Annotated in this window: 17 protein-coding genes; 9 read left to right on the top strand and 8 right to left on the bottom strand. The window is 58.1% G+C overall.

Features of this window, described 5'->3' with window-relative positions; genetic code table 11:
* Positions 1–348: 348 nt before the first annotated feature.
* Positions 349–1,074, top strand: a complete 726-nt coding sequence (locus tag F8N43_RS11495; protein ID WP_150653794.1) for an MBL fold metallo-hydrolase — start codon at positions 349–351, stop codon at positions 1,072–1,074.
* 54 nt (positions 1,075–1,128) lie between these two features.
* A complete protein-coding gene (locus F8N43_RS11490) occupies positions 1,129–1,380 on the top strand; it encodes an acyl carrier protein (protein ID WP_150634044.1) in 252 nt (83 codons plus the stop codon).
* Positions 1,381–1,473: 93 nt separating this feature from the next.
* Here F8N43_RS11490 and F8N43_RS29705 read toward each other — a convergent pair whose 3' ends face one another.
* The 4 genes from F8N43_RS29705 to F8N43_RS11475 all read right to left on the bottom strand — a co-directional run bounded on the left by F8N43_RS29705 (position 1,474) and on the right by F8N43_RS11475 (position 4,176).
* A complete protein-coding gene (locus tag F8N43_RS29705; protein ID WP_007914492.1) occupies positions 1,474–1,602 on the bottom strand; it encodes a PA1414 family protein in 129 nt (42 codons plus the stop codon).
* A gap of 219 nt (positions 1,603–1,821) precedes the next feature.
* Complete coding sequence (locus F8N43_RS11485) at positions 1,822–2,754, bottom strand: DMT family transporter (protein WP_150634045.1); 933 nt, start codon at positions 2,752–2,754, stop codon at positions 1,822–1,824.
* A 134-nt stretch (positions 2,755–2,888) separates the two neighbouring features.
* Positions 2,889–3,293, bottom strand: a complete 405-nt coding sequence (locus F8N43_RS11480) for a DUF2177 family protein (RefSeq protein ID WP_150634046.1) — start codon at positions 3,291–3,293, stop codon at positions 2,889–2,891.
* A 46-nt stretch (positions 3,294–3,339) separates the two neighbouring features.
* Positions 3,340–4,176 carry a S1 RNA-binding domain-containing protein gene (locus F8N43_RS11475; RefSeq protein WP_150634047.1) on the bottom strand — a complete coding sequence of 279 codons (837 nt, stop codon included), beginning with the start codon at positions 4,174–4,176 and terminating at the stop codon, positions 3,340–3,342.
* 350 nt (positions 4,177–4,526) lie between these two features.
* On the opposite strand from F8N43_RS11475, the gene F8N43_RS11470 reads away from it, so the two are divergent.
* From F8N43_RS11470 to F8N43_RS11460, 3 genes are all read left to right on the top strand, one after another.
* Positions 4,527–4,715: a hypothetical protein gene (locus tag F8N43_RS11470; RefSeq protein WP_017337097.1), complete on the top strand. Its 189-nt coding sequence runs from the start codon at positions 4,527–4,529 to the stop codon at positions 4,713–4,715.
* 205 nt (positions 4,716–4,920) lie between these two features.
* Positions 4,921–5,637, top strand: a complete 717-nt coding sequence (locus F8N43_RS11465) for a TorF family putative porin (protein ID WP_150634048.1) — start codon at positions 4,921–4,923, stop codon at positions 5,635–5,637.
* Between the two features lie 65 nt (positions 5,638–5,702).
* Complete coding sequence (locus F8N43_RS11460) at positions 5,703–6,572, top strand: DUF6279 family lipoprotein (RefSeq protein WP_150653793.1); 870 nt, start codon at positions 5,703–5,705, stop codon at positions 6,570–6,572.
* A gap of 118 nt (positions 6,573–6,690) precedes the next feature.
* Here F8N43_RS11460 and F8N43_RS11455 read toward each other — a convergent pair whose 3' ends face one another.
* Positions 6,691–7,080, bottom strand: a complete 390-nt coding sequence (locus F8N43_RS11455; protein WP_150636409.1) for a transcriptional regulator — start codon at positions 7,078–7,080, stop codon at positions 6,691–6,693.
* Between the two features lie 177 nt (positions 7,081–7,257).
* Between F8N43_RS11455 and F8N43_RS11450 the strand changes: the two genes are divergently transcribed.
* Both F8N43_RS11450 and F8N43_RS11445 read left to right on the top strand, forming a co-directional pair.
* On the top strand, positions 7,258–7,992 hold the full coding sequence (locus F8N43_RS11450; RefSeq protein WP_150636407.1) for a DUF899 domain-containing protein: 735 nt from the start codon (positions 7,258–7,260) through the stop codon (positions 7,990–7,992).
* A gap of 258 nt (positions 7,993–8,250) precedes the next feature.
* A complete protein-coding gene (locus F8N43_RS11445; protein ID WP_150653792.1) occupies positions 8,251–8,526 on the top strand; it encodes a hypothetical protein in 276 nt (91 codons plus the stop codon).
* Between the two features lie 100 nt (positions 8,527–8,626).
* Here the strand turns inward: F8N43_RS11445 and F8N43_RS11440 are convergent, their stop codons facing one another.
* Positions 8,627–9,973, bottom strand: a complete 1,347-nt coding sequence (locus F8N43_RS11440; protein ID WP_084323398.1) for a DEAD/DEAH box helicase — start codon at positions 9,971–9,973, stop codon at positions 8,627–8,629.
* Positions 9,974–10,166: 193 nt separating this feature from the next.
* Between F8N43_RS11440 and F8N43_RS11435 the strand changes: the two genes are divergently transcribed.
* A complete protein-coding gene (locus F8N43_RS11435) occupies positions 10,167–11,465 on the top strand; it encodes a mechanosensitive ion channel family protein (RefSeq protein WP_150653791.1) in 1,299 nt (432 codons plus the stop codon).
* A gap of 130 nt (positions 11,466–11,595) precedes the next feature.
* On the opposite strand, the gene F8N43_RS11430 is transcribed toward F8N43_RS11435, so the two are convergent.
* Complete coding sequence (locus F8N43_RS11430) at positions 11,596–12,240, bottom strand: hydrolase (protein ID WP_150634053.1); 645 nt, start codon at positions 12,238–12,240, stop codon at positions 11,596–11,598.
* A 159-nt stretch (positions 12,241–12,399) separates the two neighbouring features.
* Here F8N43_RS11430 and F8N43_RS11425 point away from each other — a divergent pair, with 159 nt between their 5' ends.
* The gene (locus F8N43_RS11425) at positions 12,400–13,287 is read left to right on the top strand and encodes a LysR family transcriptional regulator (protein WP_150634054.1); all 888 of its coding nucleotides are present in this window, start codon (positions 12,400–12,402) and stop codon (positions 13,285–13,287) included.
* Between the two features lie 42 nt (positions 13,288–13,329).
* Here the strand turns inward: F8N43_RS11425 and F8N43_RS11420 are convergent, their stop codons facing one another.
* Positions 13,330–14,196 carry a carboxylate/amino acid/amine transporter gene (locus F8N43_RS11420; protein ID WP_150634055.1) on the bottom strand — a complete coding sequence of 289 codons (867 nt, stop codon included), beginning with the start codon at positions 14,194–14,196 and terminating at the stop codon, positions 13,330–13,332.
* Between the last annotated feature and the right edge of the window lie 231 nt (positions 14,197–14,427).

Below are 14,427 nucleotides of genomic sequence, written 5' to 3'. Positions count from 1 at the left end.
CTGAACATAACGACTTGATGCTTTCTTCGACGGGTGTGGCACGGGCGTGTCCTCCCTTATTTCATGCGCCGCGTTGCGCCTAAAAGCGAGCCAGGCAAGGCGCAGTCCGTAGGTAAGGGTCGTTTCCTTGCCAAGGACTGCAACGCAGTCTGGCTCACTTTTAGGCACAACCCGGAGGGCCGGAGCTGATGTCGTGCAGGGCTGCGTTACTCGGAGCTAATTTGGAACAACCAAACCACGCTCCTCGCGCCTTGCCCTGCACGACATCAGATCCGGCGCGGCGCATGAAATAAGGGAGGACACGCCCACTTGCCACACCCGTTTTTTTTCGTCTGGAGAAAACCTTTGATGAAGATTGTTTCTCGCGATCAGTGGTTCGAAGTCAAACAGCTAAGCGACGGCATCCGCCTGATTCACGAGCCGTACATCCGCCCCTTCTACCGCTGCAACCTCTGGCATATTCAGGGCCGTGACAAGGACCTGCTGCTGGATAGCGGCTCCGGGCTGGTGAGCCTGCGCGAGCAACTGCCGTGGATCACCGAGCGGCCGCTGGTGGCCGTGGCCAGTCATTGCCATTTCGACCACATTGCCGGTCATCACGAATTTGCCGAACGCCTGGTGCATCCCGCCGAGGCCGACATCCTTGCGGGACCTGACGGCGAAAACGATTTGAGCCGGGCATTCGTCGGCGACGACATGTTCGAGGCTCACCCCGATTGCCCGCTGTGCTACGCCGAATACCGGGTCAAAGCCGCACCGGCCACGGGGATGATTGAGGAAGGTGACGTGCTGGATCTGGGTGATCGTGTGTTGCAGGTGCTGCACACGCCGGGGCATTCGCCAGGAGGTATCAGCCTGTATGAAGCGGTCACCGAGACGCTGTTCAGCGGCGATATCATCTACGACGGCCCGCTGATCGAAGACGCCTACCATTCCAACCTCGACGACTACGCGCGCAGTCTGCAACGCTTGCGCGCGTTGCCAATCCGCACGGTGCATGGCGGGCATTTCGGGAGTTTTTCCGGAGAACATTTGCGCACGATGATTGATGAGTGGCAGCGCTCCCATGACTGAGGCCTGCTGTACTCAACCCTGGGACAACAACAATAACGCCCTCGAAGAACGACCATGAAAAGAACCGTCGTGCGTGCCGCCGTTCATCAGTACATCAGCCGCTTGCTGGAAAGTCAGGATGTCTTTGACGATAACGCCAGCCTGGCGGAATTGGGCCTGGATAAAGCGGACATCGAAGACCTGATCTTCCATCTGGAAGATGAGCTGGGGTTGACGGCGTTTACCGCTGAGGAAGACCGGATGCTCAATAGCGCCAGGACGGCGAATGATCTGAGTCGGTTTTTGATGGAGATCGGGCGGCATTGATTTCGCCCGATCTTTGAATCTACGTCTGCTATGCAGCCGAACGCAGCCTTCGGCAGCTGCTAAAACACGGCTGCGGTCTTCCAGACCTGGACATTAGCGCCGACGCTGCTGGCGTCGACGCTGTTCGTCGTCAGTGCGAATTGGCACAGGTTGCAGAGGCGGTTCGATCAAACCGAGTGCGACACCCAGGTCATGCAGCCAGTTTTGAATTTTCTCTTTCATGGTGCCCCCTTCAGGGTAGTGCCGAGCGGCTGAAATTCTGTAGCCCCTTCACACTGATAATAGTCCGAAGTCCTACGCAATGCTCGGCAAAATCCGCAATGATCTGTTACTGAATTGATCCAAATACCTGACCATTAGTTCAGATAATCGCCTGGACCTGAATCCACCTCATCGGTAAACCGTCTGCTTCACCGCGCGGCGGCTTGTTGTTCAGTCCGGTCAGAGCTGGCCGAGGGCCTTGCGCAAACGCCGGCGCACCCACTGCTCCGCGCTGACAAACGTGATGCCGAGCAGCACCAGCACGGCACCGATGACAAAGTTGAGACTCAGCGCCTCACCCAGCAACACCACGCCGAACGTGACACCGAACAACGGCGTCATGAACGAAAACACCGCGAGGTTCGCCGCCAGATACCGGCGCAACAGCCAGAACCACGTCAGGTAGCTGAAAAACGAGACCACCAGGCCCTGGAACAGCACGCTGGCCACGGCCACGGTGGTCAGGCTGACGTGGGTGACCTGGCCGCTGAGCATCGCGATCAGCAGCAGGCCGACGAAACCGACAATCAATTGGTAGAACAACGTGAGCGTCACCGGTGCCTCCGACAGGCGCGAGGCGCGCACCACCACGGTGGTCGCCCCCCAAGCGGCTCCGGCCAGCACGCCCAGTGCATCGCCCATCAGCATGCGGTGGTCGAGGTTGTCCCAAGACACCCCGCCGGCAAACGCGATGGCAATCCCGACAAACGCCAGAAAAATCCCCAACCATTGCACCGGCCTTAAACGCTCACTCGGCAACAGCCAGTGCACACCCAACGCGGTGAAGATCGGCGCCGTGTAAAGGAATACCGACATATGTGCGGCCGTGGTCAGCTGCAAGCCTTCGGAAATGAAGAAGAATTCCAGTCCAAACAGTGCGCCGGCCAGTAGTCCGCCGCGCCACGTATGGCTGACCTGATCCCAGCCGCCCTTCCAGCAGATCAGTAATCCTACAAGCAACGCAGAAATGCCCGACCGACCGGCCGCCTGCATGACCGGCGCGATGTCCGGCGCCGCCCACTTGATCATCACTTGCTGCACGCCCCAGATCAGGCACAACCCGATCATCACTTGCAGGGCAAACCCATCGGCGCTACGCCGGGTGGCGCTCACCGGAACACCTCGACAATACAATCCATGGCAGTGACTCACAGTAGAAAGCAAAGCCCCGACTCAGGGCCGGGGCGAAAAAATTATGCTGTCGATTATTAACCAGATGGCCAGAAAAAGGAGCCTGCAGGAGACCTTCAAGTGACTACGGACGTCATCTTGCGCGACGCCCAATAGCCGGCAGTGCAAGCGATACCGGTCGCCAGGGTTCCCCACGCCATGTCCATCAGGGCCAACTGCGCTGACCAGCCATGCAGCGTCGCCCAGTTGCTGAGGTCATACGTGCCGTAAGCCACCAGCCCCAACAATGCACCCAGGCGTGCGGCACGCGGCCAGGTACTCGCCGGCAACACCACGAACACCACACAACCGACGGCATAAAGCAGATAGAACGCCGCCGCCGGGGCCAGCAGCGGTTGGTCAAGCATCAGCGAACCGAGCAGCGCCCGATAGGTCGGGGCCATCAGTACGCCGAGCCAGAGGCCGTCGAGGACGAGAAACGCCAGCAAGGTGCCAGCGTAGGCATACAGCGCTTTTTTCATCGCAGTCCAACCTCATGTGATTGACCTGCATGGGGCCGGCGCGCGGTCAGCTTAGTTCAATGCGATCGGCATGAATCACGATCTGGCCATTCTTGTACAACGCACCGATGGCTTTCTTGAAGTTGCCCTTGCTGACGCCGAACATGCTGGTGATCACCGTCGGGTCGCTTTTGTCGCTCACCGGCAGCGTGCCGTTGTTGTCGCGCAACTTGGCGAGGATCTTCGAGTTCAGGCTGGTGGCGGCCTCTTCGCCGACCGGCTGCAGGCTCAGGCTGATCTTGCCGTCGGCACGGACTTCTTTGATAAAGCCCTTCTCTTCTTTACCGGCGCGCATGAACTTGAAGATTTCGTTCTTGTGGATCAAGCCCCAGTGCTTGTTATTGATGATTGCCTTGAAGCCCATATCGGTCGCTTCGGCAACCAGCAGATCAACTTCCTGGCCGGGGGTGTAGTTGGCCGGAGTCTTGTCCAGGTAGCGGTCCAGACGCGCGGTCGCGGTGATACGGCGGGTGTGCTTGTCGAGGTAGACGTGCACCACGACGTACTCGCCAGCGGTCATCTGACGTTTTTCTTCGGAATACGGCAGCAACAGATCCTTCGGCAGGCCCCAATCCAGGAAGACACCGATGCTGTTGACTTCAACGACTTTCAAACTGGCGAACTCACCGACCTGAACTTTCGGCTTTTCGGTTGTTGCGATGAGTTTGTCATCGCTGTCCAGATAAATAAAAACGTTGAGCCAGTCTTCATCTTCGCTGGGAATATCTTTGGGAATATAACGATTAGGCAGAAGGATTTCGCCGTCCGCGCCACCGTCCAGATATAAACCGAAGTTAGTGTGTTTAACCACTTGCAAACTGTTGTAACGCCCGACTAAAGCCATGTCCAATACCCTCATTGCGTGGGCGGCATTCTACCCGTTTTTACCGGCCGCGTTCGGCGGCCGGCCCGATGGCGCGAGAAAATCCTATGAAGGCCTTAATTTTCCTGGGTTTTGTCACACGGGCTGGCCACTCGTCAGAACATCCCGAGCACTTTCGCTCCCCCCAGCCAAGCAAAAAAGCATTTCCATCCACCGATGTTCTTAGTTAAAACAGCAGCTTAGGGAAGTATTTCGAATAATAACTTGCGATTAATCCAGTTTCTGTGACGTGTATTTCAGGGGGATATTTACCAAGCAATTGTCAAGTATTTCCTGTACGATGCGTGGCCAAGTTAATTTTCTACAGGTTAATGGCCGCCATGCGTGTAAAAGCATCCAACAGCAAAGCAAAGCCAGCTCCAGCCGTTGAAACCAGCGAATCGATCAACAACCAGATTGCTGCGTTCCTCAAGTCCGGTGGCGAAATCCAGCAAATTGCCAAAGGCGTCAGCGGCCAGACATTCGGCCCGTCCAAGCAGATCACGCTCGGCAAGAAGTAAGACCCCGCGTTAACTGGTCCCTAAGCGCTTTGAGCATCGAAGCGCTTGGACTGGAACCCTCCCGCAACACCCCGCCCAACCCACCAATATTTCAAAAATCGACGAACGGCCCTCGATGCCGAGCATTCGCCGGTATGCTTGCACACGTCTAGATCAAGCGTTTCAGCAGTTTTTGTTTCTGCTCCTCGCGGTCATGGAGTGACGCATGCTCAAACTCTCTCTTTTCTTGCTGGGCAACCTGCTTTTCTGCTCGGTCGCCAACGCGCAAGTTTTCCAGCGTGAGCTGGGCGACTTCGATCTCAAGCTGGGTACCACCCCCAGTCGCAGCATGGCCCAAGGGCTGGTCAAACCTTCGACCACCGGCTCTTTCCACGGCGGGCTCGACCTGAGTCACGACAGCGGCTTTTACTTCGGGCAGTGGTCCCCGAGCATGGGGTTGAGTCCGGGGAACAACCTTGAAGTGGATTCCTACGTGGGGTTTAAACAGCCCTTCGATCAAACCCTCGGTTACGAAGTCGGCATGATCCGTTACAGCTACCCGAAAGTGGACACGCTCGACACCCAGGAACTCTTCGGCGGCTTGACTCTGTTGGGCAGTCGTTTCGGCGCAGCGTTCAGCAACGATCCGGACAAACAGAACAGCACCGTATTCGCCGATCTCCGTGGCAATCAGCCGTTCGGGATCGGGATCAGCATGAAATACACCACTCACCAGCTCAACACCCCGGTATCGGTGGACGGCGGGTACGTAGGCAATTTCACCGACTGGTCGCTGACCCTGTCCCGACCGTTCATGGGCATCGACCTTGACCTGATCTACAGCGACTCGAGCCTCAACGGCAGCGACTGCTCCGCCTATTCCGGACACAACAGTCAATGCGACGGCCTGGTCACCCTCAAGGCCGAACACGCGTTCTATTGATCGGCTGAACTGCCAGGCTCATCCTGCGTTCACATGAGAACCTACGCTTTCGCAAGGACTCGCCCATGTCGCGCTGGTTGAAATGTCTTGCCATCGTCATCACCCTCTGTCTCGCCCTCGGCGCCTGCAGCCGCGTGGGCCTGGCCTATCGTAACCTCGACGTGATCATTCCATGGACGCTCAGCGATTACCTGGACATGAACGGCGAACAGAAAGGCTGGTTCAACGAACGCCTGAAGGAACACCTGAGCTGGCACTGCACTACGCAATTGCCGGGCTATCTCGACTGGCTGGACCGTTTGCAGCTGATGGTAGAAACCAATCAGGTCACCGACGCCGAACTGCAAACCCGCACCCTGGAAGCCAAACAAGCCATCGCCCAGACCGCCCGGGAAATCACCCCGTCGGCCATCGAGTTGCTGCAGGGGCTGGACGACACGCAAGTTGCGGAAATGAACGAAGCCTTTGCCAAGGACCAGCGCAAACGCCAAGAGAACTACGTAAAACCGTCGCTCGATCAGCAGATCAAGAAGCGTGGCGAGCGCATGGAAAAACGCCTGGATGACTGGATCGGTCCACTGAGTCCGCCTCAACAACAACGGGTCGTTGCCTGGTCAAATGCGTTGGGCGACCAGAACACCCAATGGATTGCCAACCGCGCTCATTGGCAGAAACAGTTCAGCGCAGCAGTTGCGCAGCGCCAGAGTCCGGAATTCCCACAGCGCATTGAGACGCTTCTGGTAAATCGAGAGAGCTTATGGACACCGGCCTACCGCCAGGCCTACGCCAATACCGAAGCTCAGGCACGCGGGTTGTTTGTCGATTTGATGGCCGAGAGCACGCCGGTCCAGCGTCAGCGGTTGCTGAAAAAAATCGAAGGCGTGCGCAAAGACTTCAATGATTTGAAGTGCCTGAAAGCAGCGAAGCAGGGATAGTCATCCACCCTCCTGTAGGAACTGGCTTGCCAGCGATAAGGCCATAACATCCAACATCCATGTTGACCGAAATACCGCAATCGCTGGCGAGCCAGCGCCTACAAGGGTCGTGTGTACGTCAGGCAATCTGCGCCTTGGACGCCACCTCATCAAACGTCACCTCGTCCAGCGCATCTTCCTGGTCATCCAGCACCTGCCGCGGATGCTCATTGCCCGGAATGCTGCTGTCGATCAGGCTCAACAACCGCGAACCCCGCATTGTCAGCATGTAGTTCGAGCCGGTTCCGCCCTGCTCTTCAGGTCGAGATTCGATATAGCCCCGCTCCAACAGTAACTTTTCATACTCACCGGCCACCGCTTTCAGGTGATCCAGGTTTTCAGTCTGCTCGCCTTCCGCACCTTTTTCCGCCGCGTAATCTTCTGCATAGGGCCGCGGCGTAAAGCTGGGCGCAGCGTTTTGCACTTCGTGCAGCAGGCGTTCAATCAAATCCCAGTTATAAGTCGTCATCCTGTCCAACCTCCAAAGCCCGTGAGTGTGATGGCCTTCATAGGTTGTGACCGGCTACGTCGTCAGCCGTTCAGCCAGGCTTTTCGCCTCTGCCGACCGGCGGTATGTCGATTGGTGCGCAGGCCGAACGACTAGGCTGTGTAAGTCACCTCCCAGCCCCCCGCAGGAGAAAACCCGATGAACATTCAGAACCATCCGGTCGTGTCCCGAGAAGAATGGCTCACCGCCCGACGCCAACACCTGGCCCACGAAAAAGCCTTCACCCGGGAACGGGACAAACTCAGTGCCGAACGCCGAGCGCTGCCCTGGGTGAAAATCGACAAGGACTATCACTTCCAGGGCCCCAACGGCGAACTGAAACTGGCCGACCTGTTCGGCGGCCATAGTCAGTTGGTCATCTACCATTTCATGTTCGCCGACGGTTGGGACGAAGGCTGCCCCGGTTGTTCCTTCCTGTCCGACCACATCGACGGCGCCAACCAGCACCTGGCACATCACGACGTGGCGGTGGTGGCAGTTTCCCACGCACCCTTCGCCGAATTCCAGGCGTTCAAGCGACGCATGGGCTGGAAGTTCGACTGGGTTTCGTCAGAAGGCTGCGACTTCAACTACGATTTTGGCGTCTCGGCCCGAGCCGAAGATGTTGCCGCAGGAAAAGCCACCTACAACTACGAAAAGTCTGACAGCCCCGAAGAAGAACTCCCCGGCCTGAGTGTGTTTTATCGCAATGATGCCGGCGAAATCTTTCACACCTATTCCACCTACGCCCGAGGCCTGGACATGCTGGTCGGCGCTTACAACTACCTCGACCTCACGCCCAAGGGACGCAACGAAGAGGAGATCATGGAATGGGTGAAGCATCATGATCGATATGATGACAAGGTGACTTCAAGCTGCTGCCATGGGGGGTAGACAGCAACACTCGCGAGCATGCTTGCACCTGCAGCGGTCCGGGCTGGATGCAACAAGGCCCGTGAACACCGCAAGCCCTGGAGCAAGCTTGCTCGCCATAGCTAATTGACATTCAACACCGATACAACTGACTCACTGCAATCGCCAGCGTTTGGCTTTCAGCTCGTCACTCGAACAAAAGGAGCCGATAGGCTGAACTTTCCCCTGATCTCACCCCTCAACCGGGTAACCCGCCTTTACCAGTGCTGAGGCCCGCCCATGAAAACCCTGCTGAAACTTACCTTCGCTGCCGCCCTCGCCTGTGCCCTGCCCGTTTGGGCCTGCACCCCCGAGGAGGCAACGACCAAACGCGAACAACTGGCCAAGGAAGTCGCCAAGCTCACCGAGCAGAATCCGAAGAAGGCCAAGGAGATCAACGATGAGTTGCAGAAAATGGATTTGGGGACAGCCAGCGCTGATCTGCCGGACAAGTGCCAGTTGATCGATCAGCGTATGAAGGAGTTGAAGACGGCGGATAAAAAAGCCGAAAGCTGATCTGTGGGAATGCCGCCCCGCAGTTCCTGCAAGTAATTGATTTACGTGTATAAAAAAACCGGACGTTTGTCCGGTTTTTTTATGGAATCGCTACAGCGCCTTATTCAGCAGCCGGTGCTTCCGGCTTGCGGCGCTTGAGCGGCGCCATGCCGTCCTTGCTGACCAGCGACAGGGCGTCGGTCTTCGGGCGGTTGGCGATCTTGCGCTTGGTCGGTGCCTTGGCGCCGGTTTTCTTCTTCTCGCCCTTGGCGTCGACCTTTTTCTTCTTCACGCCAACGGCTTTGCCCGAGGCCTTGACCTTTTTCGGCCCGCCGTAAGTGCCTTTGACTTCCTTGATGGTGCGGCGCTCGAAGCTCTGCTTGAGGTAGCGCTCGATGCTCGACATCAGGTTCCAGTCGCCGTGGCAGATCAGCGAGATGGCCAGGCCATCGTTGCCGGCACGACCGGTGCGACCGATACGGTGAACGTATTCGTCGCCGCTGCGTGGCATGTCGAAGTTGATCACCAGGTCGAGGCCATCGACGTCAAGGCCGCGAGCGGCAACGTCGGTGGCCACGAGGATTTTCACGCCGCCCTGCTTCAGGCGATCGATCGCCAGCTTGCGGTCTTTCTGGTCTTTGTCACCGTGCAGGACAAACGCTTTGTATTCCTGCGCCACCAGGCGGCCGTAGATGCGGTCGGCCATGGCCCGGGTGTTGGTGAACACGATGGCCTTCTGATAGGTCTCGTTGGCCAACAGCCAGTTCACGATCTGCTCTTTGTGCTGATTGTGGTCAGCGGTGATGATCTGCTGACGGGTGGTCGCGTTCAGATCGCTGACGTTGTTCAGCTGCAGGTGTTCCGGATTGTTCAGGACCTTGGCGACCATCTCGCGCAGGCCCGAACCGCCAGTGGTGGCGGAGAACAGCATGGTCTGCTGACGATTGGTGCACTCTTCCACCAGACGCTGCACGTCTTCGGCGAAGCCCATGTCGAGCATGCGGTCGGCTTCGTCGAGCACCAGCACTTCGACTTCTTTCAAGTCGAGGTTACCGGCGTTCAGTTGCTCGATCATCCGCCCTGGCGTACCGATCAGAATGTCCGGCACCTTGCGCAGCATGGCGGCCTGGACCTTGAAGTCTTCACCGCCGGTGATCAAACCGGACTTGATGAACGTGAACTGAGCGAAACGCTCGACTTCCTTGATGGTCTGCTGAGCCAGCTCGCGGGTCGGCAGCAGGATCAGGGTCTTGATGCTGACGCGGATTTTCGCCGGGCCGATCAGACGGTTGAGGATCGGCAAAACGAAAGCAGCGGTTTTGCCGCTACCGGTTTGCGCTGTCACCCGCAGGTCACGCCCTTGGAGCGCCAGCGGAATAGCCGCTGCTTGCACAGGCGTTGGCTCGACAAATTTAAGCTCGGCCACGGCTTTGAGCAGGCGTTCGTGCAGGGCGAATTGGGAAAACACGGGTGCTACCTCGAAGAAATACAAAAAAACAGCTGCATAGGGTAACGGTTTCGAGCGCGAAGGCCGAGTTTCTTTATGCAATCGAGCGTAAACAGTGGCTTTTTTGTTGCGTCTTTTGTCTTCAAACGTCATGCAAAGCGTCTTAAATGCTCTAATCGCTCCGACGCGTCCTACAGAAGAAACGGTTTTACCCATGGATATCAAACAGCTCTGGCTCAACGTCCAAGACCTCTGGGGTGCGCTCGATCAGCATCCGCTCCTGCATTCCGGCCTCGGGCTGCTTCTGTTGCTGGTGGTGGCACTGACCCTCGGACGAGTGGCGCGTTACCTGATCCTGCACGCGACCAAAATGCTCGGTCGCCAACCGGCGTTGCATTGGGTCAACGACTTTCGCCAAAACAAGGTGTTTCACCGCCTGGCGCAGATGACGCCGTCGCTGGTGATCCAGTTCGGCCTGCACCTGGTGCCGGAGCTGAACAAAACCAGCCTGATTTTCCTCGGCAATGTCGCACTGGCGTTCACCATTCTGTTCCTGGTGCTGGCCATCAGCGCCCTGCTCAATGCCTTGCTGGACATCTACGCCCGCACCGAACACGCCCGCACCCGCTCAATCAAAGGCTACGTGCAACTGGCGAAAATGGTGTTGTATGTGTTTGGCGCGATCATCATCGTCGCCACGTTGATCGACCGTTCTCCGCTGTTGCTGCTCTCGGGTCTGGGCGCCATGTCGGCGGTGATTCTGTTGGTCTACAAGGACACCCTGCTGTCGTTCGTCGCCAGCGTACAACTGACCAGCAACGACATGCTGCGGGTCGGCGACTGGATCGAGATGCCGCAAGTCGGCGCCGATGGCGATGTGGTGGACATCACACTGCACACGGTCAAGGTGCAGAACTTCGATAAAACCATCGTTTCGATTCCGACCTGGCGCCTGATGTCCGAATCGTTCAAGAACTGGCGCGGCATGCAGCAGTCGGGTGGGCGACGGATCAAGCGCAGTCTGTTCATCGATGCCAGCGGCGTGCGATTCATCCGTGATGACGAAGAGCAGAAACTGTCCCAGGTGCATCTGCTGACCGACTACATCAGCCGCAAACAGGCGGAACTCAAGGCCTGGAACGAGGCGCAGGGCAACGTCGCGGCGATGTCGGCCAACCGTCGACGGATGACCAACATCGGGACCTTCCGCGCTTATGCGCTGGCGTATTTGAAGAGCCACACGGAGATTCAGCCGAACATGACCTGCATGGTCCGGCAGATGCAGACCACTGCGCAGGGGATTCCGCTGGAAATCTACTGCTTCACCCGCACCACGGCGTGGGCGGATTACGAGCGGATTCAGGGGGATATTTTCGATTATCTGCTGGCGGTGCTGCCGGAGTTTGGCTTGAGCCTTTATCAGCAGCCCAGTGGCGGGGATCTGCGTGCCGGATTACTCCCGGCCATGCTGGGCGCAAGCCACATTCCCGAACCCGAAAAACACATCATGTAACCCCACAAAAACTTGTGGGAGCGGGCTTGCCCGCGATGGGGGTGTGCCAGTCAATGGTTCGTAGACTGACACTCCGCCATCGCGGGCAAGCCCGCTCCAACATGGACCGCATCGTTCAGATGATCACTGCTTACTTGACCTGACGCTGCGGCGCCTTGTGCACCATGGTGTAAGCGTAATCCACGCCCATGCCATACGCGCCGCTGTGTTCCAGCACCAGTTCCATCACGGCCTCGTAAGTGTCCTTGTGTGCCCAGTCACGCTGGTATTCCAGCAGCACTTGTTGCCAGGTGACCGGCACCGCGCCTGCCTGAATCATCCGCTGCACCGACATGTCGTGAGCTTCTTTGGTGGTGCCGCCGGACGCGTCGGTCACGATGTACACCTCGTAGCCTTCAGCCAGCGCTTCCAGCGCCGGGAAGGTCAGGCAGACTTCGGTCCAGAGCGCGGCAATGATCAGCTTCTTGCGACCGGTGGCCTTCACCGCGTCAACCAGCGCCTTGTCTTCCCAGGAGTTCATCGAGGTGCGCTCGATCGGCTTTTGATCCGGGTGCACGGCCAGCAGCTCTGGCCAGATGAAACCGCTGAAGCTTTCGGTTTCCACCGAAGTGTAGATCGTCGGCACGTTGAAGATCTTGGCAGCCTTGGCCAGGCCAACCGTGTTGTTCTTCAGGGTCTGACGGTCGATCGACTGCACGCCGAAAGCCATTTGCGGCTGGTGGTCAATCAGGATCAGAGCGGAGTTGGTTGGGTTGAGCAGTTCACGAATAGACATGGCGCGTTCCTTTTGATGTCGATAATTCAAATCAGTAATGGGTGAGTCGACGCGGCTTCCAGAGGCTTTGTCGTCGGCTTGGATGTCACTTTAGGGGCTAGCAGAGAAAGGGACAATTCCCTAAAATCGAGAATCATTGATTCTAAAATAGGGACAATCATGGACCGCATCGAATGCATGCGCGCGTTCGTCGTCACGGTCGGCGAGAACGGCTTCGCCGCCGCTGCACGGGCAATGGATGTGCCGCGATCTAAAGTCAGCAAACAGATTCAGGCGCTGGAGGAAGCCATCGGCGTGCAATTGCTGCAGCGCACCACGCGCAGCCTGCACCTGACCGAGGCTGGCGCGGAGTATTTCGACGCGGCGCGGGAAGTACTGGCCTCGCTGGACGAGGCCGAACAGCGTGCACGTAACGGCATCGGCGAGTTACGCGGGGTGCTGCGCGTCAATGCGCCAATGTCTTTCGGGTTGCGCCGACTGGGGCCGCTGATTCCCCTGTTTCATGAACAACACCCGAACATAGAGCTGCAACTGGTACTCAGCGACCAGCAGGTTGACCCGGTGCGCGGTGGTTTCGACGTGACCATCCGCATCGCCAGCATGCCGGACTCGACGATGATTGCCCGGCAACTGGCGCCGGCTCCGCGCATCATGGTCGCCTCACCCGCTTATCTCGAACGCGCAGGCACGCCGCAGACGCCGCAGGATCTGCGCGCCCATCAATGTTTGAACTACGGATATTTGCAAAGCGGCGTGAGTTTGCAGCTGTGCAACGGCAAGGAAACCCAACGAGTCAACGTCACGGGTCCGTTGCACGCCAACAATGGCGACTTGCTCGCCCAGGCCGCCGAGGCCGGCATGGGCATCGCGCTGTTGCCCAACTTCATCGTCGAGGATGCGCTGGCGGCTGGCCGGTTGGTGCCGGTGATGTGTGAATGGCAGGCGCCTGCGATCACGATTAACGCGGTCTATCCTTCGGCACGCCGGGTGCCGCAGAAGACCCGGACGTTCATTGAGTTTCTGGTGGCGCAGCTGGCAGAGATATAACGCAAAATTTGGTAGGAGCCGGCTTGCTGGCTCCTACGGGAGTCAGGTCGTAGCCAAGGACTTTCGTACACCCAGTCGACTGATCCACACCGCCATCAAAATCACCGATCCGCCAAAGAACAACCGCCCCAGCTCCTCATGCTGATTCCAGATCAGCAGATTGATCAGCAGCCCCACCGGCACATGCAGATTGTTCATCACCGCCAGCGTCCCGCCATTGACCAGGCACGCGCCCTTGTTCCACCAGTACAACCCCAACGCGGTCGAGACCAGACCGAGGAACCCCAGAACGCCCCATTGCAGCGGTGCTTCGGGCAGAAAATTCTGTTTGCCGAACAGCAGAAAGGCCGGCAATGCCACCGCCAGTGCGCCCAGATAGAAATAACCGAAGCGCCGGTAGTGCGGCAGATCGCTTGGATGACGCGCCACCAGATGCTTATAAAGCACCTGCCCCGCGGCGTAGGTGAAGTTGGCCAGTTGCAGCAGCAGGAACCCCATGAAGAAATCCGGGTTGATCCGGTCGTAGCGAATCACCGCCGCGCCGAGCACCGCCACCAGCGCCGCGACCAGGGCCCATGGATTGAAGCGCCGGTTCAGCGCGTCTTCGATCAGCGTCACATGCAGCGGCGTGAGAATGGTGAACAGCAACACTTCCGGCACCGTCAGCACCCGAAAGCTCAGGTACAGGCAGACGTAGGTCACGCCAAACTGCAACGCGCCGATCAGCAGCATGCCGCGCATGAACGCCGGCTCCACCGAGCGCCAGCGCGTCAACGGAATAAACACCAATCCCGCCAGCAGCACCCGCACCAGCACCGCGAAGTAACTGTCGACATGACCGGCCAGGTATTCGCCGATCAGACTGAAGGAAAACGCCTGGATCAGCGTGACAAAAAGTAGATAGCCCATGCTCGCCTCGTTTTGAATGGCGGCGACGATAGCGGGTTTTGTCGGCGATCGCGAGAACACACAGATCCCTGTGGGAGCGGGCTTGCCCGTGATGACGGTATATCAGCCGACATACATGGTGAATGTGGCGCCGCCATCACGGGCAAGCCCGCTCCCACAGGTTTATGTGTACGCCCATCAAATCGCAGGCAAAAAAAAGCCCGATCTCGCTAAAGCGTTCAATCGGGCTAC

This window comes from Pseudomonas fluorescens (assembly GCF_902498065.1).
Classification (GTDB): domain Bacteria; phylum Pseudomonadota; class Gammaproteobacteria; order Pseudomonadales; family Pseudomonadaceae; genus Aquipseudomonas; species Aquipseudomonas fluorescens_BJ.
Note: the sequence above shows the minus strand (reverse complement) of the source record. Positions and strands in the feature narration are given on the sequence as shown.